26 protein-coding genes and 3 pseudogenes are annotated in these 24,431 nt (G+C 62.8%); 10 read left to right on the top strand and 19 right to left on the bottom strand.

Translation table 11 applies throughout. The features are described 5' to 3' along the window. Positions 1-229 precede the first annotated feature (229 nt). The 16 genes and pseudogenes from ACFLEY_RS39720 to ACFLEY_RS39795 all read right to left on the bottom strand — a co-directional run bounded on the left by ACFLEY_RS39720 (position 230) and on the right by ACFLEY_RS39795 (position 13,145). Positions 230-1,945: an outer membrane beta-barrel protein gene (locus tag ACFLEY_RS39720; protein WP_063824272.1), complete on the bottom strand. Its 1,716-nt coding sequence runs from the start codon at positions 1,943-1,945 to the stop codon at positions 230-232. Between the two features lie 601 nt (positions 1,946-2,546). Beyond that, positions 2,547-3,032, bottom strand: coding sequence for a CopG family transcriptional regulator (locus tag ACFLEY_RS39725; RefSeq protein ID WP_060910382.1), 486 nt, complete (start codon positions 3,030-3,032; stop codon positions 2,547-2,549). Between the two features lie 8 nt (positions 3,033-3,040). Continuing rightward, positions 3,041-5,023 (bottom strand): conjugal transfer protein TraG, encoded by a 1,983-nt coding sequence (locus tag ACFLEY_RS39730; RefSeq protein ID WP_060910381.1) that lies wholly within the window; start codon positions 5,021-5,023, stop codon positions 3,041-3,043. A 41-nt stretch (positions 5,024-5,064) separates the two neighbouring features. Beyond that, the gene (locus ACFLEY_RS39735) at positions 5,065-6,804 is read right to left on the bottom strand and encodes a VirD2 family relaxase/mobilization nuclease (protein ID WP_211434304.1); all 1,740 of its coding nucleotides are present in this window, start codon (positions 6,802-6,804) and stop codon (positions 5,065-5,067) included. Further along, positions 6,797-7,123: a hypothetical protein gene (locus ACFLEY_RS39740; RefSeq protein ID WP_129557489.1), complete on the bottom strand. Its 327-nt coding sequence runs from the start codon at positions 7,121-7,123 to the stop codon at positions 6,797-6,799. Before ACFLEY_RS39740 ends, ACFLEY_RS39735 begins: the two co-directional genes overlap by 8 nt. A gap of 391 nt (positions 7,124-7,514) precedes the next feature. Continuing rightward, a pseudogene (locus ACFLEY_RS39745) lies at positions 7,515-8,075 on the bottom strand (lytic transglycosylase domain-containing protein); the annotation flags it as partial. A 4-nt stretch (positions 8,076-8,079) separates the two neighbouring features. Beyond that, entirely contained in the window at positions 8,080-8,415 is a 336-nt protein-coding gene (locus tag ACFLEY_RS39750) for a DUF736 domain-containing protein (RefSeq protein ID WP_060910379.1), read from the bottom strand. A 35-nt stretch (positions 8,416-8,450) separates the two neighbouring features. Beyond that, positions 8,451-8,996, bottom strand: a complete 546-nt coding sequence (locus tag ACFLEY_RS39755; RefSeq protein WP_060910378.1) for a S26 family signal peptidase — start codon at positions 8,994-8,996, stop codon at positions 8,451-8,453. Continuing rightward, the gene (locus tag ACFLEY_RS39760) at positions 8,993-9,511 is read right to left on the bottom strand and encodes a DUF2840 domain-containing protein (RefSeq protein WP_060910377.1); all 519 of its coding nucleotides are present in this window, start codon (positions 9,509-9,511) and stop codon (positions 8,993-8,995) included. The genes ACFLEY_RS39755 and ACFLEY_RS39760 overlap by 4 nt, the downstream gene beginning before the upstream one ends. Continuing rightward, a complete protein-coding gene (locus tag ACFLEY_RS39765; RefSeq protein WP_060910376.1) occupies positions 9,508-9,762 on the bottom strand; it encodes a hypothetical protein in 255 nt (84 codons plus the stop codon). The genes ACFLEY_RS39760 and ACFLEY_RS39765 overlap by 4 nt, the downstream gene beginning before the upstream one ends. Next, entirely contained in the window at positions 9,759-10,397 is a 639-nt protein-coding gene (gene parA, locus ACFLEY_RS39770) for a ParA family partition ATPase (RefSeq protein WP_060910375.1), read from the bottom strand. Before parA ends, ACFLEY_RS39765 begins: the two co-directional genes overlap by 4 nt. Beyond that, positions 10,394-11,482, bottom strand: a complete 1,089-nt coding sequence (locus ACFLEY_RS39775; RefSeq protein ID WP_060910374.1) for a replication initiator protein A — start codon at positions 11,480-11,482, stop codon at positions 10,394-10,396. Before ACFLEY_RS39775 ends, parA begins: the two co-directional genes overlap by 4 nt. 14 nt (positions 11,483-11,496) lie before the next feature. Then, positions 11,497-11,748, bottom strand: a complete 252-nt coding sequence (locus ACFLEY_RS39780) for an AlpA family transcriptional regulator (RefSeq protein WP_060910373.1) — start codon at positions 11,746-11,748, stop codon at positions 11,497-11,499. Between the two features lie 206 nt (positions 11,749-11,954). Next, complete coding sequence (locus tag ACFLEY_RS39785) at positions 11,955-12,602, bottom strand: DUF2285 domain-containing protein (protein WP_249163400.1); 648 nt, start codon at positions 12,600-12,602, stop codon at positions 11,955-11,957. Further along, a complete protein-coding gene (locus tag ACFLEY_RS39790; protein WP_306421947.1) occupies positions 12,532-12,933 on the bottom strand; it encodes a transcriptional regulator domain-containing protein in 402 nt (133 codons plus the stop codon). The genes ACFLEY_RS39785 and ACFLEY_RS39790 overlap by 71 nt, the downstream gene beginning before the upstream one ends. Continuing rightward, positions 12,882-13,145 (bottom strand): DNA -binding domain-containing protein, encoded by a 264-nt coding sequence (locus ACFLEY_RS39795; protein ID WP_060912890.1) that lies wholly within the window; start codon positions 13,143-13,145, stop codon positions 12,882-12,884. The genes ACFLEY_RS39790 and ACFLEY_RS39795 overlap by 52 nt, the downstream gene beginning before the upstream one ends. A gap of 241 nt (positions 13,146-13,386) precedes the next feature. Here ACFLEY_RS39795 and ACFLEY_RS39800 point away from each other — a divergent pair, with 241 nt between their 5' ends. Both ACFLEY_RS39800 and ACFLEY_RS39805 read left to right on the top strand, forming a co-directional pair. Continuing rightward, positions 13,387-13,620 carry a helix-turn-helix domain-containing protein gene (locus ACFLEY_RS39800; protein WP_060910370.1) on the top strand — a complete coding sequence of 78 codons (234 nt, stop codon included), beginning with the start codon at positions 13,387-13,389 and terminating at the stop codon, positions 13,618-13,620. Between the two features lie 161 nt (positions 13,621-13,781). Continuing rightward, complete coding sequence (locus tag ACFLEY_RS39805) at positions 13,782-14,183, top strand: hypothetical protein (RefSeq protein WP_211434305.1); 402 nt, start codon at positions 13,782-13,784, stop codon at positions 14,181-14,183. A 135-nt stretch (positions 14,184-14,318) separates the two neighbouring features. Here ACFLEY_RS39805 and ACFLEY_RS39810 read toward each other — a convergent pair. After that, positions 14,319-14,495, bottom strand: a pseudogene (locus ACFLEY_RS39810) (DUF736 domain-containing protein); the annotation flags it as partial. A 210-nt stretch (positions 14,496-14,705) separates the two neighbouring features. Between ACFLEY_RS39810 and ACFLEY_RS39815 the strand changes: the two are divergent. The 3 genes from ACFLEY_RS39815 (at position 14,706) to ACFLEY_RS39825 (ending at position 18,511) form a co-directional block, all read left to right on the top strand. Continuing rightward, complete coding sequence (locus tag ACFLEY_RS39815) at positions 14,706-16,226, top strand: TOTE conflict system archaeo-eukaryotic primase domain-containing protein (protein ID WP_249163330.1); 1,521 nt, start codon at positions 14,706-14,708, stop codon at positions 16,224-16,226. 59 nt (positions 16,227-16,285) lie between these two features. Beyond that, positions 16,286-17,415 (top strand): IS3-like element ISRj2 family transposase gene (locus ACFLEY_RS39820; RefSeq protein ID WP_129557324.1). Its coding sequence is split into 2 segments (ribosomal slippage): positions 16,286-16,538 and positions 16,538-17,415, totalling 1,131 coding nucleotides; the frame shifts between segments, so codons are not numbered across the junction. Between the two features lie 196 nt (positions 17,416-17,611). Further along, positions 17,612-18,511, top strand: a complete 900-nt coding sequence (locus ACFLEY_RS39825) for a DEAD/DEAH box helicase family protein (RefSeq protein ID WP_246572106.1) — start codon at positions 17,612-17,614, stop codon at positions 18,509-18,511. A gap of 36 nt (positions 18,512-18,547) precedes the next feature. Here ACFLEY_RS39825 and ACFLEY_RS39830 read toward each other — a convergent pair whose 3' ends face one another. Next, entirely contained in the window at positions 18,548-18,847 is a 300-nt protein-coding gene (locus tag ACFLEY_RS39830) for a DUF736 domain-containing protein (RefSeq protein WP_060910365.1), read from the bottom strand. A 500-nt stretch (positions 18,848-19,347) separates the two neighbouring features. Between ACFLEY_RS39830 and ACFLEY_RS39835 the strand changes: the two genes are divergently transcribed. The 4 genes from ACFLEY_RS39835 (at position 19,348) to ACFLEY_RS39850 (ending at position 23,252) form a co-directional block, all read left to right on the top strand. Next, positions 19,348-20,556 (top strand): tyrosine-type recombinase/integrase, encoded by a 1,209-nt coding sequence (locus ACFLEY_RS39835; RefSeq protein WP_060912889.1) that lies wholly within the window; start codon positions 19,348-19,350, stop codon positions 20,554-20,556. Beyond that, the gene (locus ACFLEY_RS39840) at positions 20,550-21,470 is read left to right on the top strand and encodes a tyrosine-type recombinase/integrase (RefSeq protein ID WP_060910364.1); all 921 of its coding nucleotides are present in this window, start codon (positions 20,550-20,552) and stop codon (positions 21,468-21,470) included. Before ACFLEY_RS39835 ends, ACFLEY_RS39840 begins: the two co-directional genes overlap by 7 nt. Next, positions 21,467-22,477 carry a tyrosine-type recombinase/integrase gene (locus tag ACFLEY_RS39845; protein WP_060910363.1) on the top strand — a complete coding sequence of 337 codons (1,011 nt, stop codon included), beginning with the start codon at positions 21,467-21,469 and terminating at the stop codon, positions 22,475-22,477. The genes ACFLEY_RS39840 and ACFLEY_RS39845 overlap by 4 nt, the downstream gene beginning before the upstream one ends. A gap of 478 nt (positions 22,478-22,955) precedes the next feature. Then, positions 22,956-23,252, top strand: a complete 297-nt coding sequence (locus ACFLEY_RS39850) for a DUF736 domain-containing protein (protein WP_060912888.1) — start codon at positions 22,956-22,958, stop codon at positions 23,250-23,252. A 108-nt stretch (positions 23,253-23,360) separates the two neighbouring features. Here the strand turns inward: ACFLEY_RS39850 and ACFLEY_RS39855 are convergent. Continuing rightward, a pseudogene (locus ACFLEY_RS39855) lies at positions 23,361-23,549 on the bottom strand (DUF736 family protein); the annotation flags it as partial. A gap of 643 nt (positions 23,550-24,192) precedes the next feature. Between ACFLEY_RS39855 and ACFLEY_RS39860 the strand changes: the two are divergent. Beyond that, entirely contained in the window at positions 24,193-24,360 is a 168-nt protein-coding gene (locus ACFLEY_RS39860) for a hypothetical protein (protein ID WP_171901207.1), read from the top strand. The last annotated feature ends 71 nt before the right edge of the window (positions 24,361-24,431 follow it).

Below are 24,431 nucleotides of genomic sequence, written 5' to 3' on the forward strand. Positions count from 1 at the left end.
GCGGTGGGCGGGATGACGGCGCTCACATCGAAGATCAAACGTTGCACCACCTCCGCGGCGCCTAGCCTTCACCCTTGATGCGTCGATGCAAGCTTTCGGGCTTGAACGGCCCAAAAGCTTGCAGCTTTAGTCCCGGACCTTCGCTTAGTTCCAGCCTAGGCAAGAGCGCGGCGCCGTCGTCATTGTGTAATCTCGGCCGTGCCAAGCTTAGAGCGAGGAGCATGCAGTTTCAGTCAAACTTGTAGGACGCCTGCAGGAACGTGCCCCATCGTTCCATGCGATGGTCCGCAGGAAAGGGCCCGTGGGTAACAGGGGGGCGGTGCGCCTCCGTGGCTTGGGTGTCAATTCCTTTACGCTCATTTGGGGTCCACATGGCCCAATAACGGCCGCCGACGCCGAGGCTGAAGTTCTCAGTGATGAAGTAGGATAGGACTGCCTCAACCTGCACACCACCGCCACCACTCCCGCGTTGATCGGCGAAGGACGTGAATTGACGCAGCAGATGGTTGTCGCGCCCGTGGAAGTCTGTCCACGGCAGGTAAGCAACATCGGCACTCACGCGCCAACGGTCGAGCAACATGGTCTCAGCGCTGAGGCCGATGCGCAGCGCATTCCAGTCAGTGTCTTGGCTGCCGATGATCCTTCTATCGCTTGGCGCAAGGCATGGATCAGACTTGGGGGCGGCGATCTGAACGCAGCCTATCGAGTCGGACTTCTGGCCGTAGTAGCTCCAGCCCATAAACCCACCGACCTTGTAGGTGCTGCCGCGGAGGAAATTGTATCCGGCATCGGCGGTGTAGTAGGTGAACCTTCCGTTGGCCTGACCCGATATCGTGTTGACGTAGGCGGTGGGGACACTCACGTACGGAGGGCGTAAGCCCCAATCTTCATCGTTCATATTTCCAGTGTTGAAGCGCCCGATTCCGATATTGCCCTTCAGGAAGATCCCCCAGGGGCTGTCCACACGTTCGAACAACTCACCCGAAATCCCATCGAGCCCATGATAGGAGAGTCTTGATACGAGATCACTGCTCCCGTGGTCCCATTGATACCTTCCTCGGCTTAACCACACCCGTGTGCCGCTTTCCAGCGACCACCGATCAGCGAGAGCAATCGGCGAGGCGCTGACCGTCGGCTTTGTCGGGTATAGCGGCGCATCTGACCATGCCGGTGTCCATGGGGCGGCGTCAAAATGGTAGTTCAGACCAAGCTTTCCGACGTGGTAGCTGCTGGATAGGCTAGTGATGTTGGCTGGGACCGTTGCCAACGGCGGATACCGTAGGGTCGGAGGGGTCGCCACGTTTGCTCCGCCGAACCTTAGATAGTCGTATTCAAGTGTCAGGGACCAAGCCGGCGTGAGCGCTTGCTCGACGCCTACCCCGATTGTGCCACCGACACGACCATAGTCGAAATGGGTGGCATTCTGTGGCGCCAAGTCACCGAATTCGTTGTTGTTGGTGACATCGCCGCGATTGTGCTGCCAGGCCACGCCCCCTTTGAGATAAGCTAGCGTGTGGCCCTGCGGTCCAAACGCATACCCCAGGCGACCCGTCCCGGTGACAAAAACGTTTGGACTGGCGTTGCAGTTCGCGCTCACCACCGAGCTGGAAACGGCAAGACAGGTGTTTTTACCGTCCGAGACAGCGCCACTAGCATCCAATTCAAGGCCAAAAACCCAGCGCTCCCTCTGCCAGTTGTAGCCGATCTGACCTCCGGCCAGGAACACGGGGGTGTGGACAACGTCCCCATAGAGTGACGGACCATAGGGATCACTGAATGATGTCAGCCCGTAGCCCCCGCCGACGTGCCCGCCGATATACCCGCCGGTCCAGTTCCAGACGGCGGGTGGGACCTTTACTGCCGGCTTAAGATCGGCCGAATTGACGGTACCGCCAGCAACGAGCGCAGCTGTTGCGATTCCGCAAAAAAGAAGTTCAGATCGCATTTCACCTCACGAACACATGACGCGCGCCAATTTGCAACGAAGGCCCAATAGCCGAAGTTGTTGGCTCCGCTTCCCCGGCGCTTGTGGTGTGCAGGATCTAGGCCAGCGGACGCAATGCGCATTCCCTGCGGTTTTTCGATCGCGATGTTTTCTTCGCAACAAGATCGGTAGATTTTGAAACAAGCCGCGCGTCTGAGGTGGAACACAAGGCGCATGCTGCACGCCGGCTCAGACCGATCGAATAGGTGAATGCGCCTGCGGAGAGTTCTCCTCTTGCTCCAGGCATCCTCGCCGGCGCAATAGGCAACCGTGTTGAGCTGTTAGCTGTAGTACCTGTGATTCCGTCAGAGTGGTTCAAGGCCGAAATCTTCTGCTTGCTGGTGAGCGCTTAGCCGCAACCTATTGATGCTGGCTTGACGTTTTGCGGAGTCGCCATGGCATGAGGTCTTCGATTCGACTTTGGGGATGGCAGGCGATGATCGCCTCGAGTGTTTGGGCGATGTAGGGTCCGCAATCAACCCCGTGTCATCATCTGACGTCATCCTGGCGAGAGCTTAGCGCGGCCGGGCAGTGCAACGAAGATCGAGAGCGAGCCGGATCTCTACCTCGTCTCCATTGAGTTCTTCACATTTAGAACGGACTGACACCCACATCGGGACTCCGGCGGCGAGTTGGGCATGTCCTCCAAAATCTCCTGCCGCAGTTTCGGGCCCTGATTGAGTCGCCGGCCCAACGCGGCGACGAAGTTATCATAGCGCGCTCCGGCTTGTGCCCGCGCGGCCTTTGCAGCCGGTTCGGGGAGTGGCGGTGTTGTCGTCAGCCAGAAGCGGATGAAGAGGGCGATGGTCTCGACTGAAATCCCGACATCCCGTTCCAGACGCGCGATGCGGCGATCAATTTGATCGAGTCTCTTGGCAATAGCAGCCTCCCGCCGCTCGTCGGCGTCCGGCGACAGAAAGGACGCAATGGCGGCCTCGGCGATGAGCGACAGCGATTGCTCGCGCCGGGCGGCATAGGACGACAGCGCCTTCATGACATCAGGCTCGAGATAGACCGACATCTGGGCCTTTTTCTTCGCTGCGGTCATGCCTGGCCTCACAATCCGAGATCATCGCCGGGATCGAGTGAAGCCTGGCGCGCGACGCCCTGCATCATGTCGTTCATGCGCCTGATGCGCGGTGCATCTTCATCGAACTCGTCGGCGAGGTCGGCCGCGAACTCGTTGCCGAGCGGTTCCTTCTTTTCCACGGTGTCTTGGGCCAGTTCCGGCTGCCGGCGGCGATCCGCGGTCTTTGGATCTTCGTCGTCCGTCTGGTCGTCGGCCGACGCCGCTAATGCCGATGGGCGCGGCGGCAGTGGCCGTGAACTCCAATCGTCCGGCCGCACCTCGTTGGCTTTGTTCAGCGTCGGCGGCGCCAGTATGCGTTCCTGGAAGCGCGCGTCCTCGTAATAGCGCGCTTTCTTGGCCCGGATCGGATGGAGACCCGACATCATGACGATCTCATCTGATGGCGGGAGCTGCATCATCTCGCCAGGCGTCAGCAGCGGGCGGGCGGTCTCCGACCGAGAGACCATCAGGTGGCCGAGCCATGGCGCCAGCCGGCTGCCGGCATAGTTCTTCATCGCCTTCATCTCGGTCGCGGTGCCGAGTGCGTCGCTCACCCGCTTCGCGGTCCGTTCATCGTTGGTCGCGAAGCTGACCCGAACATGACAGTTGTCGAGGATCGAGTTGTTGGGCCCGTAGGCTTTCTCGATCTGGTTCAGCGACTGGGCGATCAGGAAGCTCTTGATGCCGTAACCCGCCATGAAGGCGAGCGCGGATTCGAAGAAGTCAAGCCGGCCGAGCGCGGGGAATTCGTCGAGCATCAGGAGGAGCCGGCGCCGTCCGGCCTTGGCTTGGAGATCCTCGGTCAAGCGGCGGCCGATCTGATTGAGGATCAGGCGGATCAGCGGCTTGGTGCGGTTGATGTCCGAGGGCGGCACCACGAGGTACAGCGTGGTGAACCGGTCGCCGCCGACGATGTCGGTGATCCGCCAGTCGCAGCGCCGTGTCACCTCCGCCACCACCGGATCTCGGTAGAGGCCCAGGAACGACATGGCGGTACTCAAGACGCCGGAGCGCTCGTTTCCGGATTTGTTCAGCAACTCGCGCGCAGCGGACGCGACAACGGGATGGACCCCGGCCTCGCCGAGATGCGGCGTCCGCATCATGGCGGCGAGTGTCGTCTCGATCGGCCGCTTCGGATCGGACAGGAAAGCTGCGACGCCGGCAAGCGTCTTGTCTTCCTCGGCATAGAGGACGTGGAGGATGGCGCCGACCAGAAGTGCGTGGCTGGTTTTCTCCCAGTGGTTCCGCTTCTCGAGGCTACCCTCCGGGTCAACGAGGATGTCGGCGATGTTCTGGACGTCACGAACCTCCCGCGCGCCGCGGCGGACCTCGAGCAACGGGTTATAGGCCGACGACTTCGCGTTGGTCGGATCGAACAGGAGGACGCGGCCGTACTGAGCGCGGAAGCCGGCGGTGAGCTGCCAGTTCTCCCCCTTGATGTCGTGGACGATCGCGCTGCCGGGCCAAGTCAGCAGCGAAGGAATGACGAGGCCGACGCCCTTCCCGCTCCGGGTCGGCGCGAAGCACAGGACATGCTCCGGTCCATCATGGCGGAGGTAGGCACGCTCGAACCGGCCGAGCACGACGCCGTCAGGCCCGAGTAACCCTGCTTGCGCGATCTCCGTCGCCTCAGCCCACCGCGCAGAGCCATAAGTCTCGGCATTCTTCACTTCGCGGGCGCGCCAGACCGACATTCCGATCGCGGCGGCCGCGGCGATAATGCCGCCGGATGCGGCGATGTAGCCGCCCTCAATGAAGACCTGTGGCGCATAAGCATCGTAGGCGTACCACCACCAGAAGAAGGCGGGCGGAAGGTAGACGGGAAAATGGAGCAGCTCGAACCAGGGCTGCCCGAGCTGCGGCTGGAAGCCGAGCCGCCAGGCCGTCCATTCCGTCGCAGTCCAGATCGTCAGCAGGACGATCGCAAAGACCGTGATAACCTGCCCCCAGGGAATCTTGGTAGCGGACATGGCCGCCGCCCTTTCCTGACGTCGGTGACTGTCGAGATCGCTCACAGGCCGAGCCCCCGATTGCGCCCAAAACCCCAATCGATGCCGCCGTCGGCGCGAGCGACGCCGGAGACATGCCGGCCGAGCTGCTTTTCGAGCGAAGGCGTCCAGGGCACGAACTGGAAGCCGAGACCATCGTCGATCATGGCGAAGCGGCCGGAGGCGAGCGCGAAGCGCTGCCGATAGGTGCCCGAGACATATTCACCGGCAGCCGACGGATTGAACGGCTGGCCGGCCTCGGTCGCGAGTTGCTTGCCGAGAGCCTCTAACTCTCGCCGGCGCAGCGTGCCGATGAGGTTGTGAGAAAAGACGAGGCCGCGCGCCTGGCCTTCGGCGAGACCCTGCTCGATGAGCTGCTCAGCCCGCCGTTGCATGGCGTCGCGGACCTCGGCGCCGAAGCCGGCCTGGCCGAGTGCCACAGGTTCGCGTGCGACGGCCTGCCGGTCGAGCCATGTCGCGCCGCTCGCCGTTACCTGGGCTTCGATCGAGAGATCGGAACGGACGGCAAGCGCCACGCGGCGCTGTCCTCTCGCATCATCGAATTTGCGCAACTCGACGATCGAGCCCGGCGCGCTGTCGCCGGCCGCGTCGAGATCGGGCAGCCTGATGTGGTGGGTGCGGCCATCGACGCCGTCGACCACGGCATAGGCGGTCCCTTTGAGTTCGTCGTCGAGACCGCGATCGACGAGGCGTCCGATGACGGGGACGTCGAGGCTTTCGCCTGATAGCACGTAGCTCGCGGTCCCCCGCTCGATGCCGCGTTCGATCAGGCTGCGGTGGATGCGTTTGATGATATCGCCGCGCTCGTCGAGCTCGCGGAGCGTCGTCTCGGCGGCCTCATCCATGACCCATTGGCCTGGCCCGAGTTGATGCGCGAGGCCGAGGCTCTCCAAGCGCCGCAGCCGGCCGACCTTCAGCGCATGGAACTGATCAGGCTGCTGCGCCGGATTGGGCGCGAGGTCGATGACGCCGTGCCGGTCTGCATCGCGAACAAGCTGGCGGTCGAGCTGTGTCCAGCGCTCGGCTTCGACCTGGCGCTCAAGCGAGCGGCGGATGTCGAGATCGGAGCGCAGTCCGAGTTCCTGCGTAACTCGGTCCTGGGCGCGGGCGCGCATCCCCTCCTTGATGTAGTCGCGGGAGATGACGAGGTCCTGGCCGTCTTCGGCGACGCCACGCACGATGATGTGGACGTGAGGGTGCTGGGTGTTCCAGTGATCGACACCCATCCAGTCGAGCTTGGTGCCAAGATCTATTTCCATCTGACCGACCAGCTCGCGGGCAAAACCCTTGAGGTCGGCCATCTCGGGCGCATCTTCGGGCGAGACGATGAAGCGGAAATGGTGCCGGTCACCCCGACAGCGCTCGGCAAAGGCCTTGGGGTCGGCATCCTCGGTGTCCGGACCGAACAGGTGGGCCTTCTCCCCGTCCCGGGTGACGCCCTCGCGCCGGAGATAGCCGAGATGCGCGGCGAGCGACGCCGATCTGGCCCGATGCCGGACGACCCGGGCCTTGATCGTCACCAGACGCGAGCGACCGGTGAGCAGACGGTTTGCCCGCACGCTGGCGACACGGCCCCGGCCGAAGCGCGAATGACGGGAGCTGACGAGATAGCCGGCTCGCGAGATGCCGCCGCCGGCGCGTTGAGCAGCCGCAAGCGCCTGGGCGATGAAGGGCTTGGCTCGCTGGCTCCGCGAGGAGCGGATACGGCCGGGCCGAGGGTGGAAGTCGTTCTCTTCAGCCATTGACGGCCTCGGCAATGTGCGAAAAGCAGAATCCCCGCAATGAGTTGATGGTGAGGCGCACATTGCGCGCCGAAACCACACATTGCCGGGTCAGTAAAAAAATGAAGCAACAACAACCGACCGACCAAGCCGCACATTGCGGCCTTTTATCTCGCCCTCGTTCGGTCGTTGCCCGCTGGTCTCCCTCGCCTGCTCTTCCCTTTTCGCCGATCAGCGCTGAAGTACGCCAGGGCGCGAATTCGCATCGGATCGCGATGGCGCGCCGCCATTGCGCGACAGCAGCCGAGATTTCCGCAGCATGGGCGCGACGGGAGAGCATAGATCGGCATCCTTTTTTTTGGCGACGCCGCGCATTCATTGCGGTCGTCCCGCTTTCGAGAGCGCGACGAACAGGCCTTCTGATTGCGGAGCGATGGCCGAGAGATCGTGCACAGGAGCGACAGCCGGCTTGTCGTGCGTCGGTCGATCGAATGCAGCTGGCGCGGCGGAGGACGGCCCGTCAACGTGGCCGAAAAAGAGCGACGCCTGCGTCCAGGATGAACGAGAGGGGGCCGCGACGAGGAAAGGCCCTGGCGTCCTCTCCGCATCGACAAAAGGGACAATGGCTGCGACATAGGCTGTCGTCTCGGCGGGAAGTGGACGATGTCTATCGCGAAAATCCTCGTAGCGGGACCTGCATTGTAGGCCGCGAGGAAGCCCGGCGAGCCGTAGCGGTCGTGCAGTTCACGAAGGAAGGCGGCGCCAGCGAGAATGTTGTCATGCGGATCGAAAGGATCGCGTCCGAGACCATAGCGAGCGCGCATGTCCGCCCAGGTCTTGGGCATAAGTTGCATCAGACCGAGTGCGCCTTTAGGTGAGACGGCACGCCGATCGCCGTTGCTCTCGACGCGCATAACGGCGCGAATCCATGCAGTCGGAATGCCAAAGCGCAGCGCGGCTTCCGCCACATAAGTGACATAGCGGTCGCGCGCAGGTTGACCGCGCGCCGGCGCTCTCTCTGCGGACACTGCCGGCATCGTGCCGCCAATTGTCAGCAGAACGGTTATCAGGAGAATGGCAAGGCGCACCGCGTCTCTGCCATGACGCGAGCAACCCGTCATGCTCTCGTCCGGCAAGGGTATGCGCGGCGGGCGGCCCCGCCCTCGACCGCTGGTCTGCACGGAGGCCGACTGACGTTCGAGCGGGACGAAGGGGTGGGACGGCTTTCCTCCGAACAACGAGGTGGACCGTTGATGCGGCTCGTTGCCGGCACGCGCGACAGGATCCTGCATGCGATCAGTCCCGTTCGGCGCGCTGGGGCAGACGATTCCAGTTCAGCGTCCAGGCCGATTTGTCGTCGCCCGACTGGAAGAGATTGGCGCGGATCGGCCGCGGAAGCGTCGGGTCGTCGATGATGAGCGAAACGTAATCTCCGGCCTTTTCTCCGGTGCGCTTCCAGCCCGCGCCGATTTCCGGACCGTCGGTATCCCCGAGGCGGATGCGGTAATCCGGCGCATTCTCGGCATCCGAGGATTCGGCCGGGGTGAGGGTGAGATGGCGCTCGAAGAAAAGCGTTTGAATGCGGCCGGTGAAGGTAGACTTATCGCGGGTGAACTGACCGATTTGCGCCATGGGAATCCTCCTTGGTTGCTGGGTTGGGAAGCGGGTCAATGGGTGGCGGCGCGCCAGACGAAGCGGCCGTCGCCGGCCTCGTCGGTCCAAAGCGGGACCGCGCGCGCGACGATCGAAGTGACGGGGAGCGGTCCGAAATAGCGTCCGTCCAGGCTGTCCGGGACGGTCGGGTTCATGAGGAAGACCTCGCCCGGCTCGAGGGTGTGGCAACCGCTCCAGCGCGGCAGCGGACGGCCGAGATGGTCACGATCATGTGCGGCGCCGGCTTCGATGTGATCGACGGTGACGGCGTCGTCGGACCGGCACACGGTCTGCCCGGGCAGCGCCATCCCATGCTTCAGCAGCGGCACTCCGTTCGGAAGAAAGCCGCGATCAGCAAGGAATCCCGCGATCGGCTCCGGTAGCCGCACCACGACCAGCTCCAGGGCGTGCAGCTCTCCAACTGGATGCAGCGCGTAAAACCCTGTCGGCGTGCTCGCGGTGGCATTCCAGATCAGCCGCGGCGCGGGATGAAAGAACGCCAGGCCGCCGGCGGCCAGCATCGCTATGTACGTCACCATGACGTAGCCGAAGGGGGTCATGGCGTGACGCTCCGGCGCTTGAGCCAGGCCACATGCTGCTCGCGCGTGTAGGCGCGCGGCTCGTGGCCGGCGGTGAGGCGGTTGTGGAGATGTCGCCAGTATTCCGGCGCGACGTCGGCCGGATCGATGTTGAGCGCCTCGATGGCGTCGACCGCCTGTAGCACACGCTCGACTTTCGGCCAGCTGTCGACACGCAGCAGGATCTCGCCGCCGGGCCGCACGAAGGGCAGTGTCTGATAGGGCTTGCCAACCTCCATGGCACGCACGATATCCATGCGCGAGATGACAGTGCCGTAGTCGTTCGATGCCCAGCGCACGAAGCCGAAGATGCTGCCGGGTGCAAAACTTGATACGCTGCGGCGGCGGTCGAGGATCTTCTCTTCAGTGCGCCGGCCGAAGCGCAGCCAATGCTCGATCCTCTTCTCGATCCAGGTTAGTTTGACTTGAGTAAGCGCAACGCCGCGCCGATGCGAGGGCGACACAGCACGCGGCGGCAAGGCCTCATTGTCGTTCATGACAGTTCTCCGGCATCAGTGGGGAATTCGCGCGCCAGCAATTCGCGCAGCATGTCGGCGACCGTGACGCCGCGTTGGAACGCAGCGACCTTGACGCGGCCGCGCAGCGTCGGCGTGACATCGATTGTCAGCCTCGCGGTGAAGGCCGCGGCATCATCCATGCGACCTGGCGGCGTATCGCTGGCCTTGATCCAGCGCTCCACATCGCCAGGTCGCGACGCAAAACCGCGCTTGGTGGAGCGCTCTCTCATGGTGCGATCCTCGCGACTTCAGCGGCGAATGCGGCGATCTCGCGGGCGGCAGCGCTCCCTTCGGCAAGCTCGAAGACGAGTCGGCCGGACTGCGCGGCATCCGCGAAGACGACGCGTTGGCCAATGGTGCTGACGAGCACCGGCGGATCATGATCGGCAAGCGCCTTGGTTGTTTCGCGGGCAATGACCGTGCGTGCGTCACAGCGGTTGAGCACAAAGCGCGCGGCAAGCTGTGGGCGATAGATGCGGGCCTCTCGCAGCAGAGCGAGCATCTCGGCGGAGGCCCAACCGTCGAGCGGCGACGGCTGCACGGGGATCACCACCAGGTCAGCCGCCAGCAGCGCCGAACGCGTCAAACCGGCAACGCGAGGCGGGCCGTCAATGACGACGTGATCGGCGGTGCGTGCGATCTTCGGCGCCTCGCGGTGGAGCGTATCGCGCGTGAGGCCAACGACGCCGAATAACCGTGCGACGTTTTCCCCCGCCCGCTGCTTCGACCAGTCCAATGCCGAGCTCTGCGGATCGGCATCGATCAGGGTCACCCGCTTGCCGCGCAGCGCCCATTTACCGGCGAGGTGAAGAGCGAGCGTCGTCCTGCCGACACCGCCTTTCTGGTTAAGGAGCGCGACGATCATCTCCTGCCTCCCGCCTTGTCGTCGAGAAGGGGCAGAGATGGTTGACTTGGGAGCTTGCTCGACGGCGGGTCAGCGAACGACGACGCGTCGGCGTTATCCGCAAGACGCACGGGCCCACTACAACAGTTAGAGTCTAAGTTAGACTCTAAGTTAGACTCTGAATAAGAGTCATGCGTGCGAAGTCCCGACAGGCCTGCGTGCGGAATACCGATACCGTTTGCGTGCGGAGTCCCGAGTGCTTCCACAGCACTGTCCACAGGGGATGTGGATAATTTTGATGGCACAATGCGGAGCAGTTCGCGGCGCGCCTCGCTTTCGATGTGCAACTGGTAGCCGGGAAGCGGCTGACGTACCGCGATGCGCCGGATCTGCAGCGCGAAATCAGAGACACGCACCAGGCTGCTGGATTTCGCGTGAAGGTGTGCGATCTCGAAGCTCCAGCCTTTCGGCTGTCGGCCGGCATGCTTGCGAGCGACGCGGTAAAGCCAACGCTCAATCCCGCCAGTCAAGCTGAAGTAAGCGGGATCGATCGTGAGAACGAGTGAGCGATCTATGACGCCGCGATAGAACCAGTCAGGAAGAACAAATTCCATCCCTTGCACGCGGCCATCGCGCCGCGCGCATTCTTCCCATTCGTTGATCCAGGAGAATTGGTGGCGCCGCCAATGCTCGTCCTGCCGGATGCTGGTGCGGATAACGGTCGCCTGCAGGCGGGCCAGCGCGCCCTTCAGGAGCTTGTAGTCACGGGCCCCGGTCCGCCGGCCGACTGCGGTCAGAAGCTGGTAGGGCGTGAAGCGCAGGAAACGCGAGGTCTTCAGACCAAGGTTCTCGGCCTCGACAATCTGGCTTGCCGCCCAAATCAGCACGTCGGCATCCCAAATGGTCGCCATACCGTGCTCTGGGACTGCATAGACTTCAACGCGCACGTCGCCGGCCTGGTAGACGATCGGCGCCGTCCGCTTGGCCTTGGCAAGCGAGAAGAATGGCCGCTCCATCAGGTCGCGCGGGCTGGCGTCGCCGGTGGCGACAACGAACGGGTCGAGCTTGCTTCGCTCGCTGGGAGTGATGAGGCGACGCGACGACATGGCGAGGCCTTGCCTTAGCGATGCGCGTGGCTAGCGGCGCGGGCCTCCACGTAGCGCGGATCCGACGTTGAGCTGCAGGCGGCCCGATCAGCCCAGGCTTCGAGATCGCCGATGGCGTAGACAACGCGACCGCCGAGCTTGCGAAAGGTCGGGCCATTGCCATGGCAACGATATTTCTCCAGCGTGCGCGGCGAGATGCCGAGAAGGCGCGCGGCCTCGGGGGTGCGCACGTAGCGCGTGGTAAGCTGCGCGGGCCGGTCGAGCATGGGAGGTCTCCATCTTGCCTGAAAGCGCCGCAGCCAAGGCGCGGCGTGTCGGGGCCAAAATGGCGGAGAGTTCGGACGTTGGGGGTGGACGAAAGTTTTTGAACATGCGTGTCCCCCCGTTCGCGATCAGCCGGAACCCGGGCGCTACCAGCGGGGCGCAGGCTAACGTCGTCACCGCGGATAGCTTGGAGGGATCGAAGGGCCGGTCAGAGGCCGCGTAGGAGTTTCAGATAGTCCCGTTCGACCAGGGCGATCGAATCGTGAATGAGCCGGTTCGCCTTACGTCGGGCATGCGAATCCTTCCACTCGACCGAACGACGCTGGGCATGGTCGGAGGCGAGCACCTTCGCTGCCACGTCTCGCGGACCGCCGCCCAGGTCGCGAACGTCGAAGGCGTGAAGGAGCTGAATCAATCGCCGTTTCTGAAAGGACGTCAGCCGCAGGGCCGCTGGTAGAAGGCCGATACTCTGGCCGTCAAGCCGGCGGACGAAGTGTAACGCGACGTCGAGCCGCAGCTCCGCCATGCTGTCGATTGGCAGAAGCACGGCGGGACGTCGTACGCCCTGCTCGTCACGCAACCGGACATGAAGCTCACCCGATCCGTCCGCAATCACCAGTTCGCGACCGTCGGGATCCGTCCACTCGAGGAGCGACTGCCCAAAAGCACTGCGGTCGATGGAACGAAGAGCATCGAAGCCGGGCGGCGCGGGCTCCAGGAGCAAAGTTCCTGGTGATGCCTCGGGCAGCCAGATGGTTGGTTCTTGCCCAACCGGAGCGGCGGGGTCATGGGCGAAACCGCAACCTCCATCGCCGTGCGAAAGTCGCACGAAGGGTCTCGGCATCACCGCCGTCATGCACAATCTGGCGCTGCGTGTGAGCGAAGTCGCGGCGGTAGTCAGCATTGCGGCGGAGGAATTCGAGGGCGAAGCCGGGGCGCTCAAGGCGATTCAGGCGTTCGATGGTCTCCGGCGAGCGCCAGTATTGGGTGGGCATTGGTGTTTCCTCTCGTTTTTTGTTTTGTCGTCCCGAACGAGGGACACGCCACGATCCGGAAAGACCGTCCAGCAAACTAGACCCAAAGGTTGCATCGCGCGTGATCGCAATTTGCGTAATAGGAGAGCGCGAGCGCCTGCTCACTGCATCCGCGGTTCCAACAGATACCGATAACCTGCCTCCGTCATCCATCTGGCGCGAGCGAGGTGGCTGTCATGGACAATTTTGGCACGATCGGGTTCTCGAGCAGGGTCGAGACCAAAGATCACCTGGACGACCTCACGCCAGTCGGCGCCCTCGTCTTCAGCCATTAACAACCGAAGATAAATTGCAAGATGTTGCTCGTCATAGGCGTTGACGCGGGCGGTCAACGGCGGCTGATCCTGGAATGACACCTCGTTCATTGCGATCATCCCCTTCCGATCGAAGCAATGCGTTGCACAGTTCCATGTACTGCGAAACTTTCGCAGAAGGCGAAAGAATCAGGAGACGTTTTGTCGCGGCGCGATGCATGGGGCGCATCACGGCGCTCCCCGGAAGCGGTAAACCAGGCCCAAGCCCAGAAGAAATGAATAACATGGCGCCGCACGAATCGGAACGATCGTTCCTGGAACGATCGTGCCGGTGTGAGTTCCCCCTGTCGCCATGGATCTCAAGGAGATCATGGCGATCAATCTGCGTCGGATACGCCATGTGAAGAAGATGACGCAGGAAGAGTTGGCCGATAGCGCCGGACTGAGCGTCCGTTACATCGGTGCAATTGAACGCGCCGATGTATCCGCCAGCGTGACGGTACTCGGCCGAATCGCGGAGGCGCTAGGCGTCGAAGCAACCGATCTGATTAAACGAACGGCGGTTCATCCTCACCGTACTCGATGACAGAGTGTATTTGTGCTGCATCGTCGCACTGACACGTCGAGAACCAACTCCGCGTTGCGTCACGCACAAGTGGATGGGCGGCTCCGGGCAAATCTGCTCTGTTTGCGAAGGCACCTGCTAGCCAAAGGAATTGAAGGGCATTGGACGGATGGAGAGCCACTATGACCTTGTACGAGCACTTTCCAGCCGACATCCGCGAAGTCGTGGACGCCTACGTCGTGGACCTCAGGCCCGAACCTTGGCGAATTCGCTTCCTCTTGCTGATTGATCTCCTTCAAGAGAAATTGGAGACCGGGGCCGCCGCTACGCAGTGGCGTCTGCTTCAAGAATGGACCGGCATAGTGACGGCAATCTTGGAACACTTGCCGCCTGACAGTTCAGTCGTCGAATGCCTCGGGCTGATGAGCATCAGCTTCAACGACCAATGGCGCGCTCAGGCGCTCGGCCAGATCGAGCGGGATCCCATGATGCTAGATCGTTTGGTTGCAGTTTGTCCTGACTGGGAAGACATCGTCGAAAAGGTGTTGGAAGCTATTCAAAGACGGCCGATCAAGGCGGGATAGGTCCGCGGTCGCTGATCGGGATTTGCTCCGCCGTCCACGCCTGCTCCGTCGCCACGGACGGAAGCTCTGCGCGGCCAGCTCTTGAGCAAGGCGATGCCCCGCCCGGACCAGCCGGGCGAGGCGTCGTGGGTCGGGTCAGTCGCCGTTCCGGCGGCTGGGGCGGGACCAGATCAGGCTGAAGCCCTCACCGTCCTCGTCGTCGAAGAGGTTGGCGAAGATCGGAGCGGTGAAGCTCGGATCGTCGAGCTTGAGACCCAGATAGTCGCGGCCCTCGTTGGAGCGCTTGGACCAGGCGGCCCCGATCTCGGTCTTATGTTGTGCACCACATAAGGTTGATTATGCGTAGAGCGGCATTATGCGGAGTGTTGGCCTGTGAGGCTGGATTTCCGCCGGTTTTGGCGGATTTTGCTTCGCATAATGTCGAACACCTTGGGCCGTCGTGATGCATAGTCCGCCTTAAACGGAGGTCGTCTTTGGTCTATGATTGCGGGCGACATGAACATTTAGGCGTAGGCTACAAAGTTGGTCGACAAGAATGACGCTTCGGGGGAAATCGCACGCATTCGACGGCGGTTAGCTGATCTGAATGCAGAGCGGACGGAGCTTGAGCGTGAACTGGAAGCGCTTGAGCAAAAGCCGATCTCCGGTAGCCGTGCGGCCGAACGGCACGCTTTTGCCGATGCCGCTGTTACCAACAACTCGTCGTCTCTCGAGAAAATCGAGTTGTTCCGGCGCCTGTTCGCCGGGCGTCCTGATGTTTTCCCGGTGCGATGGGAAAATAGAAAAGCTGGACGCTCCGGTTATTCGCCGGCCTGTTCTAACGAATGGGCGAAAGGAATCTGCGGGAAACCGAAGGTAAAATGTGGGGAATGCCCGCATCAGGCTTTCATTCCTCCTTCCGAGGACATCATCGAAAAGCACCTTCGTGGCGGCGATGCCCGCACCGGTGACTTTGTCGCCGGTGTATATCCATTGCTCCAGGACGAAACATGCTGGTTCCTCGCCGCCGACTTCGACAAGGAGGCGTGGGCGGAGGACGCCGGGGCGCTCCTGCAAACCTGCCGCGGCAGGGGCATTGCTGCCGCTCTCGAGCGGTCTCGATCGGGAAATGGCGGCCATGTCTGGATATTCTTCAGCGAGCCGATCCCGGCGCGGATCGCGCGTCAGATGGGGGCGGCCCTGATCACGGAGACGATGGAGAAACGTCCCGAGATCGGCTTCTCCTCTTATGATCGGTTCTTTCCCAACCAGGATACGATGCCACTTGGTGGCTTCGGCAATCTGATTGCACTTCCCCTCCAACGAAAAGCTCGCGAAGTTGGCAACAGCGTTTTTGTCGACGGAGATCTGCAACCTTACGATGACCAATGGGCGTATCTGTCGTCTCTCCCAAGATTATCAGCTGATGCGGCCTTCGGGATCGCGAACGAGGCGGAACTGTCGGGACGGGTGTTGGGCGTCCGGATGCCGGTCGATGACGAACATGCTGACGAGCCGTGGAAGATGTCGCCGTCACGCCGTAGTGAGCCACGGCGTATCATTGCTGCGATACCACAGCAGATCAGGATCGTGGTCGCTGATCAGGTCTACATCGACAGGACAGAACTTCCGCCGGCCCTGATTGCGCAGTTCGTTCGCTTGGCAGCGTTCCAGAACCCGGAATTCTATCGCGCGCAAGCAATGCGTTTGCCGACATTCGGCAAGCCTCGGATCGTCTCGTGCGCCGAGCTCCATCCGCGACATGTTGCTCTGCCTCGCGGCTGCTTCGACGAAACTGTCGAACTCATTAAGAGTCACGGGGCGGTCGCCATTTTGGACGATCATCGCGAAGATGGAACGGCGCTGCCTGCCGGCGTCTCGTTCCAGGGCGGACTGCGAGGGCCACAATCCCGGGCTTTCGATGCTCTCGTTGCCTACGACAACGGCGTGCTCGCCGCCACGACGGCCTTCGGCAAGACGGTTGTCGCAGCCGCACTCATCGCACATCGCGCCCGCAACGCACTGGTTCTCGTTCAGAGCTGGCCCCGCAAATTCGGACAGTAGCTTGAGTGGATTTTCTGCCTGACAGCGGCGAGGATTCTTGCTGCGAATCAGGAGCGAAGATGACGAAGAAGAGCCGCCGGACGCATTCTCCGGCATTCAAGGCGAAGGTTGCTTTGGCTGCGGTCAAAGGCGACAAGACACTGGCGGAGCTGGCGCAACTGTTTGATGTTCATCCGAACCAGATCACGATCTGGAAAAACCAGCTCCTGGAAGGCGCCGCCGGCGTGTTTGGGCATGACAAGACATCGGCCGAGACGCCGGTCGATTTGAAGGCGTTACATGCCAAGATCGGCGAGCTGGCGTTGGAAAACGATTTTTTGTCCGGCGCGCTCACCAAGGCGGGCCTGCTGAGCGCAAAGCGATGATCGACCGCGGTCATGATCTTTCTATCGTGCGCCAGGCGAAGGTCCTGAAGCTGGCTCGCAGCACGGTCTACTATGAACCTCGGCCAGTTTCGGCCGAGGACCTTGCCTTGATGCGTCGGCTCGATGAGCTGCATCTCGATTATCCCTTCGCGGGAGCGCGTATGCTGCGATCGTTGCTGCGGCGGGAGGGCGTATACGCCGGTCGCCGCCACATCGCGACGCTGATGAAGCGCATGCGGATCGAGGCGGTCTATCGTCGCCCGAACACGAGCAAGCCGGCTCCGGGTCACAAGATCTACCCGTACCTGTTGCGCGGATTGAAGATCGAGCGGCCCGACCATGCGTGGGCAATGGACATCACCTACATTCCGATGCGGCGTGGCTTCGTCTATCTCGCGGCGGTCGTCGATGTGTTCAGCCGACGGGTCCTGGCCCATCGCGTCTCGATCACAATGGAGGCGGCCTTCTGCGTCGAAGCGGTCCAGGAGGCGTTGGCGAAGCACGGCAGGCCCGAGATTTTCAACACGGATCAGGGCAGCCAGTTCACCAGCCTCGAGTTCACCGATGTGCTGCTGGACGCGAAGATCGCCATCAGCATGGACGGCAAGGGCGCCTGGCGCGACAACGTGTTTGTCGAGCGGCTCTGGCGCACGGTCAAATACGAAGAAGTTTATCTCCGCGCCTACGACAGCGTGTCCGAGGCGCGAGCGTCAATTGCCAAGTATCTGGCCTTCTACAATCAGGGACGCCCTCACTCGAGCCTTGACGGGCGCACGCCCGACGAGGCTTACTTCGGCACGCAAGCTATGGTGATGGCCGCATGACCGTCGCCGACGGTTTTGTCGTCGCTCTGGTCGGGCTACGCCCTCCCGACGCAACGACAAAACCGTAAAGCCCCGCGTTCAGCATAACCCGGCAGGAATCCACTTAAATCCAGCGGGGCGCTGTCCAAACAACCGGGGCCAGCTCTTTCATCGCCGGGAACTACTCACTCAATGGGTGGAGCGCCTGAGTTCCTTCTTGAACATCGACCCGAAACAGATCGGCGTTATCGGGGGTGGAAAAAGAAAGCCAACCGGCGTCATCGATGTGGCGCTCATCCAGAGCCTCGTCCGCAATGGAGAGGTCGCTGATATCGTTGCCAATTACGGTCATCTGATTGTCGACGAATGCCATCATCTGTCCGCTGCAAGCTTTGAGCTTGTCGCTCGGCGGTCAAAAGCGCGATACGTCGTCGGCCTGTCCGCGACCGTTGCCCGAAAAGACGGGCATCATCCCATCATCTTCATGCAATGCGGCCCTGTTCGCCATCGGGTCGATGCAAGAGTTCAGGCTGCCGAACGTGGCATTCGTCACCGCGCGCGCGATCGCTCGACGAAATTTGAATTGCCGCCGTCCTTGGCGTTGGCCGAACGCCCGTCAATGCCGACGATCTATGCAGCCCTGGCGCAGGACAGTGGCCGGAATGACCTTATCTTTGATGATGTATTGAAATCGCTTGAAGCCAAGCGTTCGCCCATCGTTCTGACGGAACGAAAAGACCATCTCGATTATCTTCAGCAGAGATTCTCGCCATTCGTGAAAAATCTTGTGGTGCTGCGTGGCGGCATGTCCGCGAAGGATCGCAAGCAGGCCAATACGAAATTGAATGTCTCTGACGATGATGAGCGCCTGATACTCGCAACAGGTCGCTATATCGGCGAAGGCTTCGATGACGCCCGATTAGACACGTTGTTCCTGACGATGCCGATCGCCTGGAAGGGCACCCTGGCGCAGTATGTCGGCCGTCTGCATCGCCAGCATGATGGCAAGAGAGACGTTTTGGTCGTCGACTATGTCGATAATACCGTTCCCGTTTTGGCCCGGATGGCAGCGAAGCGACGGGCGGGTTATCGCGCGCTAGGCTACGTGATCGAGTAGTGGCGCCCCGCTGAGAGCGGAGCGCCCTTGGCCGGTTCATCGCGACCAGATGAGCTTGTGCTCGCCCTTGTCACCCTGAACGAGGGAGGCGTAGACCGGAGCCGTGAAGGACGGATCGTCGAGCTTGAGCGAGAGGTACTCGGCGCCTGTCTCACGGGCGGTCCTGCTCCAGCCGGCGCCGAACTCGACACCGTTGGCGGTGATGCGATAGTCGGGCGCCTTGTCGTTGTCGCGGTCGCAGGGTTTGATGGTAGCCTTGACGTTGAGGGTGAGGGTCTTGATCGTGCCGGCGTAGGCGCCGTTGTCGTCGCGGGTGAAGGTGCCGATCTGAGCCATTGTCGTATCTCCTGAGAGTTGCCCGAAGCCGCCCGATGCGGCCTCGATGGCGGTCGTGAGGCGACGGACCGGACGACTGCACCCTTGGGCCGCAGCGTGAGCGGAGGACGGCGGTAGCCGAGCTTGTTGCCTCGCGAGGAATGCGGCGCAGCCGCAGGGGAAGAAGGTCGGCGGAGCCGTTGCAGGCCAAGTCCGGACCGGCGCCAGAACAGCCCAGAAGAGAGGCCGCCTGGGGCTTCGCCGGCATTGTCGGCAGAGAACGACGTTGGCGGTCGGCGCCTCTTCAGCACGTTCGGCGCCGCCGGCGCGTCAGCCCTCCGGCAATACGGCCACCATGCTCCGACGCAACGACACACGCCGCGCCCGACGGGTCTCCACGGACACGTCGGGTTCGGATCCAGTGGGCAAAACGCCTATCGCATGGAATGGGATCGAAACCTCCGGTTTGCTCGACGCGCCGGGCGCTCCCGGCGTGAACAAGCAACTCGAAGGAAAACGTGGTGACAAAACGAAAGCGCAGACATCGTCGAAGCGTCGATGTCCGGATCAACTGGCTGCAACCGCATGTCGATGGCTTCAAGGACTGGCTCGCGCAGCGGAAGTACACACCGGCGACAATAACAGAAGTGGCGCGCCTGCTCGCGCTGTGGGCCGATTGGGTCCGCGCGTCCGGCTTCGAAGTCGAAACGCTCGCCGCCGGGTTCGCCGCATCGGCGTCGGTGTTCCGGGGCGGCAAGACAACTCGTGCGCCACAGGGCGCCGCCGCGCTGTTCATCGCCTATCTGCGCGAGAAGAACGTCCTGCCGCCGGAGCGGCAGCCGTCGCTGGAGGAGACCTGGCCATCGCTGGCCGCGTTCCGAAGCTGGATGCGGGAGCAGCGCGGCGTCAAAGACGCCACGCTCGACACCTATCAGGCGATCCTGGTCGACCTCTTGGGGTCGCTTGGCGCTGATCCGACGGCATACACGGCGGCCGCGATCCGCGGCTTCGTGCTCAATCGCGCGAGGCCGCACGGACGCGGACGGGCGCAGGGCATCACCGTCGCCACGCGCGCCTACCTCAAGTATCTGGTGGCGACCGGACAATGCCCGGTCGGCCGGGAACAGGCTGTTCCTGGCTTCGCGAACTGGCAGTTGGCGACGACGCCACGCTTCCTCGGGCAAGCCGACATCGACCGCCTGCTTGCCGCTTGTGACGGCGAGGATCGGCTGCGCGATCGGGCCGTCATCCTGCTCCTTGCCCGCTTGGGCCTCAGAGCAAGCGAAGTCGCCAATCTCGCCTTTGATGAGATCGACTGGGTGGCTGGTAGAATAACCCTTGCCGGCAAGGCTCGGCGCGAAGAGCGCCTGCCGCTGACCCAGGAGATTGGCGATGCCATCCTCGCCTATATCGAGCGGGCACGGCCACGCATTGCGACGGCGCGGGCCTTCCTGACGAGTGCTGCGCCCGTCAGGCCGCTCAGCCGCATCGCCGTGAAATGCATCGTGCGCCGTGCCCTCGACAGGGCTGGCGTCAAAAGCATCCATCGTGGGGCTCATGTTCTGCGCCACTCCGCCGCGACGACCATGCTGCGCAACGGCGCCAGTCTCGCCGGCGTCGGCGCCGTGCTGCGACACCGCTCCCCATCGGTCACAGCGCTCTATGCCAAGGTGGACATCGGCCTCCTGTCGGAGATCGCGCAGCCCTGGGGTGGGAGGCTGCCATGCTGAGGGACGACGCCGACCGCTACATCTCTCTTCGCCGCACGCTCGGCTACAAGCTGGTCAAGGCCGAGCGGCATCTTCGTGCCTTCGCGCACTTCGCCGCCGGGCGGGGCGAAGCGCATATCCGCTCCACATCCGTCCTGGCCTGGCTGGCAACAGTCGCCCGGACATCGGGCGCACGCGAGCGGCGCCTAACGGACTTGATCCTGTTCGCGCGCTTCCTGCATGCCGAAGATCCTCGGCATGACATCCCGCGCGCCGACTTCGCGCGAAGCCGGCAAACGCGACCGATCCCCTATATCTATACCGCGGACGAGATCGCCCGCATCCTCGATGCCGCCGGCAGGCTCCGGCAGCAGAAGCCCAATCCCCTGCGTCACCAGCTCTACGTCATGCTGTTCGGGCTGATCGCCGCCACCGGACTGCGCGTCTCGGAGGCGATCGCGCTCAAGCTTGACGACATTGGGCCCGATAGTGTGCTGCACGTCCGCGAGACCAAGTTCCGCAAGAGCCGGCTCGTGCCACTGCATCCGACGGTCATCGAGGCGCTCGGCCGCTATCTCGAGGCGCGCCGCCAACACGCCGGCGCAAGCGATTGGCTGTTCCCATCCGTCCGGCACAGGGCGCTCTGCCCGACGACCGTGAATTACACGTTCCGCTGCGTCTTGCGGCGAGCGGGAATTGCGCCGGAGCGAAGCCAGCAGCCTCGCATCCACGATCTTCGCCATACCTTCGCAACTCGCGTGCTCGAACAATGCGGCGTCGAGCGTGGCGCGGTCGCCCGGCACTTCGTCGCTCTGTCGACCTATCTCGGCCATGTCGACATCCGGAACACCTATTGGTATCTCCAGGCGACGCCGGAGATGATGGCGGATATCGCCTCGGCGGCGGAAATGCTGGTTGGAGGGAGCGTCGCATGACGAAGCTCGCCCCTCTCATCACAGGCTTCCTGCGCGACTACATGCCCCGCCAGCGCGGCTACAGTCCGGAAAGCTGCGAGACCTATGCGTTCAGCTTCAAGCTGTTGTTCGACTTCGCCGCGAAACGGCTCGGCACGCGTCCGTCACGGCTGACGATCGAAGACCTGGACGCGCCGCTGATTGTCGCCTTCCTGGCCCACATCGAACAGGAGCGCGGCAATGGCGCCGCCACGCGCAACCTGCGGCTCGCCGCCATCAAGACGTTCATGCGCTATGTGGAGCACCGGGTGCCCTCCGCCCTGGAGCAGATCGGTCGCGTCCATGCCATCCCGGTCAAGCGCCACGACCAGAAGCTCATCCGCCATCTGACGATGGAGGAGGTTCGCGCGATCCTCAACGCCCCCGATCTTGCGACACGATCCGGCGTGCGCGACCGGGCGATGATGCACCTCTGCTTCGCCGGGGGCTTGCGGGTCTCCGAGCTGGTCGGCGTTCTGACCGAAAACCTATCGCTCCAGCACGGAGCGAGCGTGACGATCCGGGGCAAGGGCCGCAAGGAACGCTGCCTGCCACTCTGGAAGGACACCGCGCGCGACCTTCGCGCCTGGTTGAGCGTCAGGGGAGCAGTCCGCGTGCCGGAGCTGTTCGTCAACGCACAGGATGAGCCGATGACCCGTGCGGGCTTCGAGTACGTGCTCGACAAGCACGTTCGTGCTGCGGCCGAGGCGTGCCCGTCGTTGCGCAGCCGTTCGATCTCTCCGCACCAGCTTCGGCATAGCTGTGCGGTGATCATGCTGCAGGCGACGCACGATATCCGAAAGGTGGCGCTGTGGCTTGGGCATGCCGATATCCGCACAACCGAGGTCTATCTCCGCATGGATCCCTCGGAAAAGCTTGAGGCAGTGGAAGCGGTCGTTCCGCCGGAGCTGCGCCGCGGTCGGTTCAGGGCGCCGGATGCATTGATCGCCTCTTTGTTGGAGAACGCATCTGCGTCCGACACGACGTGAGGCTTCATTATCATGCTCCGGTGACACGCCTTCGGTCCGTTCGGTGCGGCTGCACGATCACGCCGGCCGCATCAGCAAGTTGAGCCTTCTCCCGTTCGATCCTGGAACCGGAGAAGGACTCTCTTGTTGCGCACGAATCTGGTTGGTGCGGTGACGCCGTCATTGGCCTTGGTGATGCCTGTGAGCCGATGCTCTCCTGTGAGGCTGCTTGGGCCCACGTCCATACCGGCCTTTTGCTGGCGGATCACGCGCCACAATACGCTCGCTGCGCTCGCCGACCTTTACCCGCAATGGCTCGTTCGCGATCTTCTTCCCCTGCCGCCAAACGGCGGCATTCCTCGCGAGGCAACAAGATCGCTCAGCCCGCCATCCTCCGCTGACGCTGCAGGCCAAGGCTGCGGGGCGGTCGTTGCGGCGCTCAAAGATCGCCATCAAGGCCGCGATGGTCGCGGGCTTGAAACAGCAACAGGAGATTACCATGGCTCAGATTGGCACCTTCACCCGCGCCGAAGATGGCTCGTACACCGGCACCATCAAGACGCTCTTGCTCAACATCAAGGTACGCTTCCTACCGACCGAACCCTCCGACAACGAGAAGGCGCCGGACCTGCGCGTGATGGCCGGCAACGTTGAGATAGGCGCCGCGTGGCAGCGGACCTCGAAAGAGAACACCGTCTATCACTCGGTGAAGCTCGACGACCCGTCCTTCCCGGCGCCGATCTACGCCAACCTCGTCGCGGTCGATGACGGCTACGCGCTCGTCTGGTCGCGCTGACCTGGGCTTGCGGCGTCTCGCCTCGCGCGAGGCGCCGCGGCTCTCCTCAACGATATTATGCGGAGCGCCGCCATCCAAAACCCGCTGAAAAACCTGCGCTCAAATCACGCTACTCCGCATAACGCCACGCTCCGCATAATCCACGCGGCCGACGTAAACCCGGTGGCTGGGGGCGTTGTCGCCCGAGCGGCTGGCGTCGGGGACGATGCGGACGTTTCTGGCCTGGACTGAGAGAGTGACGATTTCGCCGGTGAACTCGTTGTTGCCGGTCTTTTTGAAGGTGCCGATGGTCGCCATGGTAGTTCTCCTTGATTTCTGTTTTCCGAGCCCGCACCTTGCGGCCTCGATGGTGATCGAAAGGCCGGAGGCGATCGACGGCGCACCCCGCAGGGGCTCGACAGCAAAGGAGGAACTTTCTTGTCTTGCGCGAGGAATGACGGCACAGCCGGCAGGGGAAGAAAGTTGTGACGCCGCTGTTGCGCCATAGGCGGTCGAGGCTTCTTAGCCGGCCTTCGGCCAGATCCATCCATCGAAGAGGCCGTTCGGTGCGCTCGATCCGAACAGAGCTGACATCAAGGAGAACGTCGCGATCCGCGAGTCCCACCGAGAGCCCGGCCCAACGAACTCAATGGTGATTGGCTCTCTGACCCGGCGACTGCGAATCTCCGCTGCCGCGATCAAGCCTCGGCAACACACCGCGCTCGCGAGAGTCGTTGGCCGTGTCTGTGATCCGCCGCTGTTTGGTCGATACCCCTCACAATGACCGCCACGAACCTGCCTCTCTGCGATGATCGGTCGAGCCTCGACGCTTAGGCCGCTCTCAGTCCAGCTTCAAAGACGAGGACCGCGAGCACTCTGGGTGCCTGATCCAGTCCAGCCCCTTCCGGTGTGACGCTAGCAGCTCCCCGGCAAGATCTGCCCTGTTGGTTCGGGCGCGGTCATGCCGGTGAAGCGGATGAACGCCGTGGTGCTGACGGCAACCGTGCAGACGGTAGCAGATATTGTGCACGAGGTCGGTGAAGGCATCGCCATCTGGACGATTCCATACGTGACGCCGTACCGGCGACGGTGGCGGGCCCGACGTAACCTCCACGAATTCCCTTTGTGACACGGATATCTTACACCGGAGCAGGGCGAACGTTCGGATGGAACAGTGTGTGATCGTCGATTGGTTGGCGC

This window comes from Bradyrhizobium sp. YCK136, assembly GCF_044570075.1.
Classification (GTDB): Bacteria; Pseudomonadota; Alphaproteobacteria; order Rhizobiales; family Xanthobacteraceae; genus Bradyrhizobium; species Bradyrhizobium diazoefficiens.

Excerpts from the sequence above, each read along its gene's own strand:
- parA (WP_060910375.1), bottom strand. The coding sequence starts at position 10,397 with ATGATCGTCGCGCTCCTTAACCAGAAAGGCGGTGTCGGCAGGACGACG.
- ACFLEY_RS39840 (WP_060910364.1), top strand. The coding sequence starts at position 20,550 with ATGCTGAGGGACGACGCCGACCGCTACATCTCTCTTCGCCGCACGCTC.
- ACFLEY_RS39735 (WP_211434304.1), bottom strand. The coding sequence starts at position 6,804 with ATGGCTGAAGAGAACGACTTCCACCCTCGGCCCGGCCGTATCCGCTCC.
- ACFLEY_RS39795 (WP_060912890.1), bottom strand. The coding sequence starts at position 13,145 with ATGAACGAGGTGTCATTCCAGGATCAGCCGCCGTTGACCGCCCGCGTC.
- ACFLEY_RS39800 (WP_060910370.1), top strand. The coding sequence starts at position 13,387 with ATGGATCTCAAGGAGATCATGGCGATCAATCTGCGTCGGATACGCCAT.
- ACFLEY_RS39760 (WP_060910377.1), bottom strand. The coding sequence starts at position 9,511 with ATGAACGACAATGAGGCCTTGCCGCCGCGTGCTGTGTCGCCCTCGCAT.
- ACFLEY_RS39830 (WP_060910365.1), bottom strand. The coding sequence starts at position 18,847 with ATGGCTCAGATCGGCACCTTCACCCGCGACGACAACGGCGCCTACGCC.
- ACFLEY_RS39780 (WP_060910373.1), bottom strand. The coding sequence starts at position 11,748 with ATGCTCGACCGGCCCGCGCAGCTTACCACGCGCTACGTGCGCACCCCC.
- ACFLEY_RS39845 (WP_060910363.1), top strand. The coding sequence starts at position 21,467 with ATGACGAAGCTCGCCCCTCTCATCACAGGCTTCCTGCGCGACTACATG.
- ACFLEY_RS39750 (WP_060910379.1), bottom strand. The coding sequence starts at position 8,415 with ATGGCGCAAATCGGTCAGTTCACCCGCGATAAGTCTACCTTCACCGGC.
- ACFLEY_RS39775 (WP_060910374.1), bottom strand. The coding sequence starts at position 11,482 with ATGTCGTCGCGTCGCCTCATCACTCCCAGCGAGCGAAGCAAGCTCGAC.
- ACFLEY_RS39850 (WP_060912888.1), top strand. The coding sequence starts at position 22,956 with ATGGCTCAGATTGGCACCTTCACCCGCGCCGAAGATGGCTCGTACACC.
- ACFLEY_RS39805 (WP_211434305.1), top strand. The coding sequence starts at position 13,782 with ATGACCTTGTACGAGCACTTTCCAGCCGACATCCGCGAAGTCGTGGAC.
- ACFLEY_RS39725 (WP_060910382.1), bottom strand. The coding sequence starts at position 3,032 with ATGACCGCAGCGAAGAAAAAGGCCCAGATGTCGGTCTATCTCGAGCCT.
- ACFLEY_RS39860 (WP_171901207.1), top strand. The coding sequence starts at position 24,193 with ATGCCGGTGAAGCGGATGAACGCCGTGGTGCTGACGGCAACCGTGCAG.
- ACFLEY_RS39765 (WP_060910376.1), bottom strand. The coding sequence starts at position 9,762 with ATGAGAGAGCGCTCCACCAAGCGCGGTTTTGCGTCGCGACCTGGCGAT.
- ACFLEY_RS39730 (WP_060910381.1), bottom strand. The coding sequence starts at position 5,023 with ATGTCCGCTACCAAGATTCCCTGGGGGCAGGTTATCACGGTCTTTGCG.
- ACFLEY_RS39755 (WP_060910378.1), bottom strand. The coding sequence starts at position 8,996 with ATGACCCCCTTCGGCTACGTCATGGTGACGTACATAGCGATGCTGGCC.
- ACFLEY_RS39740 (WP_129557489.1), bottom strand. The coding sequence starts at position 7,123 with ATGCTCTCCCGTCGCGCCCATGCTGCGGAAATCTCGGCTGCTGTCGCG.
- ACFLEY_RS39785 (WP_249163400.1), bottom strand. The coding sequence starts at position 12,602 with ATGACGGCGGTGATGCCGAGACCCTTCGTGCGACTTTCGCACGGCGAT.
- ACFLEY_RS39790 (WP_306421947.1), bottom strand. The coding sequence starts at position 12,933 with ATGGATGACGGAGGCAGGTTATCGGTATCTGTTGGAACCGCGGATGCA.
- ACFLEY_RS39720 (WP_063824272.1), bottom strand. The coding sequence starts at position 1,945 with ATGCGATCTGAACTTCTTTTTTGCGGAATCGCAACAGCTGCGCTCGTT.